This is a genomic window from Bacillus sp. ABP14, from assembly GCF_001831375.1.
Lineage (GTDB): Bacteria > Bacillota > Bacilli > Bacillales > Bacillaceae_G > Bacillus_A > Bacillus_A paranthracis.
Genome location: NZ_CP017016.1, coordinates 272,501 through 277,500, shown reverse-complemented (window position 1 = coordinate 277,500; position 5,000 = coordinate 272,501). Strand labels below are relative to the sequence as shown.

The following is a 5,000-nucleotide window of genomic DNA, read 5'->3' as shown; positions in this document are numbered from 1 at the left end:
CCGGAGTTATCCCAGTCTTATGGGCAGGTTACCCACGTGTTACTCACCCGTCCGCCGCTAACTTCATAAGAGCAAGCTCTTAATCCATTCGCTCGACTTGCATGTATTAGGCACGCCGCCAGCGTTCATCCTGAGCCAGGATCAAACTCTCCAATAAAGTTAGTTTGTCTAGCATCTAAAATAAAAATTGACGTTTCACGTTGTTTGTTTCGTTCAGTTTTCAAAGAACTACTTGGTCGCTCATTTGCGACTTCCTTATGTTAACATCTTCGTTTTTTAATGTCAACTAAGTTTTTCATTTCTTTTGCCGCTTTCGACGTTGTTGTCATCGGCGACTCGTTCTATATTACACCTCTATACCCTAATCGTCAATACGTTTTTTTAAAAAACTTCATTTTTTTTAAACCTATTTACATACCTCTTCTATCAGATATATACGCAACCCATATACTACTCTATGGGTTGCTTTCCATCATAAAAACTATTGTTCTTTTGAAGGTACCGAACAGCTTTCATCTGTACAAGACATATCGCTTCCACCTTCTGAAGAAAGCTCTTGTAACGTAGGTACAGGATTCTCTTCTTCCCACACTTGCTGAAGTGCACCAACAAAAGTTTCAAGTGGCTGTGCACCTGAAATAGCATACTTTTGATTAATAATAAAATAAGGCACTCCTGAAATTTGATATTGCTGAGCGATCGCTTCATCAACTCTAACATCATTTGCATATGCGCTTTTATCATTAATAACCTGTAAAGCTTCTTGTTTATCTAAACCTGAAGCTTCAGCTATAGTAACAAGCGTATCCACATCACTTAAATTTTTCGATTCAGTGAAATATGCAAAAAGTAGATTTTCCGTAATCTCTTTTTCTTTCCCTTGATCCTTTGCAAATTTCGCAAGACGATGCGCATCAAAAGTGTTCGTCGGCTTCATCTCATCAAAATTAAAACTTAAACCCATACTAGCTGCATGATTACCTAGCTGCACGTTATTACGTTTCGCTTCTTCAATACTAATCCCATACTTTGATGCAAGTACTTCATTAATACTTGTTCCAGAATAGATTGGAGCATTTTGGTCTAATTCAAAACTTTTAAACTCAACTTCAACATCCTTCTTATGAGGAAATTGCTCTAAAGCTACTTCTAATCTACGTTTCCCAATGTAGCAAAACGGACATACAAAATCTGACCATACTTCAATTTTCATAGAAACACCTCATTAACATGTAGTTTTCAATCATTGTAGCACTGGCACTAAGGAATTCAAAAATTTATGCTTCAAGCCTTATATACTACAACCTAAAATAAATCTATAAATAGAAAAACGATAATCAAAAGTATTACCTTCTGATTATCGCATATATAAATCTAATTATGCTTGAATATATCTTTCCACGAACCTCCATACCGTATTCCAATACGTATTTGAATCTATCTTCTCAGCTTCTCCATGTCCAGCACCTGGAACAATTAATTTCTCTTTTTCTACTTTTGCAGCATTATATACTTCATCTAACATTTCAAAAGGAACGAATGTATCCGCATCCCCATGAATGAATAGCATCGGTGTTTTACTTTTTGCAACTTGTTTAATAGCTGAAGCTTCTTCTAAATCATATCCAGCTCTTAATTTTGTAACTGTATTTGCCGCATTCATAACAGGAAACTTCGGCAAGTGGAATAGATCTTTTAATTGATACGTAAATTCATCAACAACAGTTGAGTACCCACAATCTTCAATAATAACTTTAACGTTAGAAGGTAAATCCTCACCCGAAGTCATCATTACAGTTGCACCACCCATTGAAACACCAAAGAGCCCTATTTCAGCATTAGGATCTTTCTTTACAATTTGTTGAATCCAAATCAAAATGTCTTTACGATCATGCCAGCCCATACCAACATAATCCCCTTCACTATTCCCGTGCCCACGAAGATCTGGTGCTATAACGTTATACCCTTGTTCATAAAAGTTCCGGATATATTTCGTCATTTTCGATGCCCTACTATCATATCCATGAACTACAATTGCCCATTTATGACTAGATTGTTCATTCATATATTCATAACCCGTTAATTTCAAGTTATCGAAAGAATTTATGTGTAGTGTATTAGGTTTATGATTTGATACAAAGTTCGCATCCTTTTCTTCATTTGTAGCCAACACATCTCCTGATGCATTCACTGTTTCTACTAAGTGAGGGTTATCCTCTAAAAACTCTTTCTCTTGTTTCGCATTCAACGCATAATTATAAAAATAATTCCCAACTAACATATAAGTAATCGCTAGAAGGACTAAAACTACTATAGTAATTACACCTATCTTTTTCATATTATCTCCTTTTTCAAAATTAAGTCTTCTTATATTCAAATACTCAAAAAACAACTGCACTATTTTAACACACCGACAGATTACTTCTACAAAAAATAAAATAGAAAATCTTATACTACATATCAAAAATAATGAAAGAAAATAAATATAAGAGGATTAAAAAATAAGGATTAGGAGTTAGAAACATAAAAAAGACGAGTCATTCTGACTCGTCTTAAGCTTGCTTGGCGACGTCCTACTCTCACAGGGACAAGGTCCCAACTACCATCGGCGCTAGAGAGCTTAACTTCCGTGTTCGGTATGGGAACGGGTGTGACCTCTCTGCCATCATCACCAAACTATTGAAGGCATATTCCTTCAAAACTAGATAACATTTGCTACATATTATATGGTTAAGTCCTCGATCTATTAGTATTCGTCAGCTCCACATGTCACCATGCTTCCACCTCGAACCTATCAACCTGATCATCTTTCAGGGATCTTACTAGCTTACGCTATGGGAAATCTCATCTTGAGGGGGGCTTCATGCTTAGATGCTTTCAGCACTTATCCCTTCCGCACATAGCTACCCAGCTATGCCCTTGGCAGAACAACTGGTACACCAGCGGTGCGTCCATCCCGGTCCTCTCGTACTAAGGACAGCTCCTCTCAAATTTCCTACGCCCACGACGGATAGGGACCGAACTGTCTCACGACGTTCTGAACCCAGCTCGCGTACCGCTTTAATGGGCGAACAGCCCAACCCTTGGGACCGACTACAGCCCCAGGATGCGATGAGCCGACATCGAGGTGCCAAACCTCCCCGTCGATGTGGACTCTTGGGGGAGATAAGCCTGTTATCCCCGGGGTAGCTTTTATCCGTTGAGCGATGGCCCTTCCATGCGGAACCACCGGATCACTAAGCCCGACTTTCGTCCCTGCTCGACTTGTAGGTCTCGCAGTCAAGCTCCCTTATGCCTTTGCACTCTACGAATGATTTCCAACCATTCTGAGGGAACCTTTGGGCGCCTCCGTTACACTTTAGGAGGCGACCGCCCCAGTCAAACTGCCCACCTGACACTGTCTCCCGGGTCGATAAGACCCGTAGGTTAGAATTTCAATACAGTCAGGGCGGTATCCCACCAGCGCCTCCACCGAGCTAGCGCTCCGGTTTCAAAGGCTCCCGCCTATCCTGTACAAACTGTACCAAAATTCAATATCAGGCTACAGTAAAGCTCCACGGGGTCTTTCCGTCCTGTCGCGGGTAACCTGCATCTTCACAGGTACTATAATTTCACCGAGTCTCTGGTTGAGACAGTGCCCAAATCGTTACACCTTTCGTGCGGGTCGGAACTTACCCGACAAGGAATTTCGCTACCTTAGGACCGTTATAGTTACGGCCGCCGTTTACTGGGGCTTCAGTTCAGAGCTTCGCTTACGCTAACCCCTCTCCTTAACCTTCCAGCACCGGGCAGGTGTCACCCCCTATACTTCGCCTTACGGCTTCGCAGAGAGCTGTGTTTTTGCTAAACAGTCGCTTGGGCCTATTCACTGCGGCTTTCCGTTAAGAAAGCACCCCTTCTCCCGAAGTTACGGGGTCATTTTGCCGAGTTCCTTAACCAGAGTTCTCTCGCACACCTTAGGATTCTCTCCTCGCCTACCTGTGTCGGTTTGCGGTACAGGCACCTTTTATCTCGCTAGAAGCTTTTCTTGGCAGCGGGGAATCAAAGACTTCGCTCCATAAGGAGCTTCCCCATCACAGCTCAGCCTTTACGATAAGCGGATTTGCCTACTTATCAGCCTAACTGCTTGGACGTGCACAACCAATCGCACGCTTCTTCTATCCTTCTGCGTCCCTCCATTGCTCAAACGATAAAGAGGTGGTACAGGAATATCAACCTGTTGTCCATCGCCTACGCCTGTCGGCCTCGGCTTAGGTCCTGACTAACCCTGAGCGGACGAGCCTTCCTCAGGAACCTTAGGCATTCGGTGGACGGGATTCTCACCCGTCTTTCGCTACTCATACCGGCATTCTCACTTCTAAGCACTCCACCAGTCCTTCCGGTCTGACTTCACTGTCCTTAGAACGCTCCCCTACCACTGATACCATTGGTATCAATCCGCAGCTTCGGTGGTGTATTTAGCCCCGGTACATTTTCGGCGCAGAGTCACTCGACTAGTGAGCTATTACGCACTCTTTAAATGGTGGCTGCTTCTAAGCCAACATCCTAGTTGTCTAAGCAACTCCACATCCTTTTCCACTTAATACACACTTTGGGACCTTAGCTGGCGGTCTGGGCTGTTTCCCTTTTGACTACGGATCTTATCACTCGCAGTCTGACTCCTAAGGATAAGTCATTGGCATTCGGAGTTTGACTGAATTCGGTAATCCGATGAGGACCCCTAGTCCAATCAGTGCTCTACCTCCAAGACTCTTACACTTAAGGCTAGCCCTAAAGCTATTTCGGGGAGAACCAGCTATCTCCAGGTTCGATTGGAATTTCTCCGCTACCCACACCTCATCCCCGCACTTTTCAACGTGCGTGGGTTCGGGCCTCCATTCAGTGTTACCTGAACTTCACCCTGGACATGGGTAGATCACCTGGTTTCGGGTCTACGACCACGTACTAAACGCCCTATTCAGACTCGCTTTCGCTGCGGCTCCGCCTCTTCAGCTTAACCT

Annotated in this window: 2 protein-coding genes and 3 rRNA genes (2 of these 5 running past the window's edge); all 5 read right to left on the bottom strand. The window is 43.1% G+C overall.

The genetic code is table 11. The features are described 5' to 3' along the window. Nucleotides 1–157 (bottom strand): 16S ribosomal RNA (locus BGI23_RS01575) (it extends 1,393 nt beyond the left edge of the window). A gap of 324 nt (nt 158–481) precedes the next feature. Then, complete coding sequence (locus tag BGI23_RS01570; RefSeq protein ID WP_000687959.1) at nt 482–1,213, bottom strand: DsbA family oxidoreductase; 732 nt, start codon at nt 1,211–1,213, stop codon at nt 482–484. A gap of 165 nt (nt 1,214–1,378) precedes the next feature. Continuing rightward, complete coding sequence (locus BGI23_RS01565; protein WP_000719801.1) at nt 1,379–2,338, bottom strand: alpha/beta hydrolase; 960 nt, start codon at nt 2,336–2,338, stop codon at nt 1,379–1,381. Between the two features lie 222 nt (nt 2,339–2,560). Continuing rightward, nucleotides 2,561–2,676, bottom strand: a 5S ribosomal RNA gene (gene rrf / locus BGI23_RS01560). A 50-nt stretch (nt 2,677–2,726) separates the two neighbouring features. Further along, a 23S ribosomal RNA gene (locus BGI23_RS01555) occupies nt 2,727–5,000 on the bottom strand; it runs 646 nt beyond the window's last position.

What these genes read in the sequence shown, in the direction of transcription:
- BGI23_RS01570 (WP_000687959.1), bottom strand. Translation starts at nt 1,213, where the DNA reads ATGAAAATTGAAGTATGGTCAGATTTTGTATGTCCGTTTTGCTACATT.
- BGI23_RS01565 (WP_000719801.1), bottom strand. Translation starts at nt 2,338, where the DNA reads ATGAAAAAGATAGGTGTAATTACTATAGTAGTTTTAGTCCTTCTAGCG.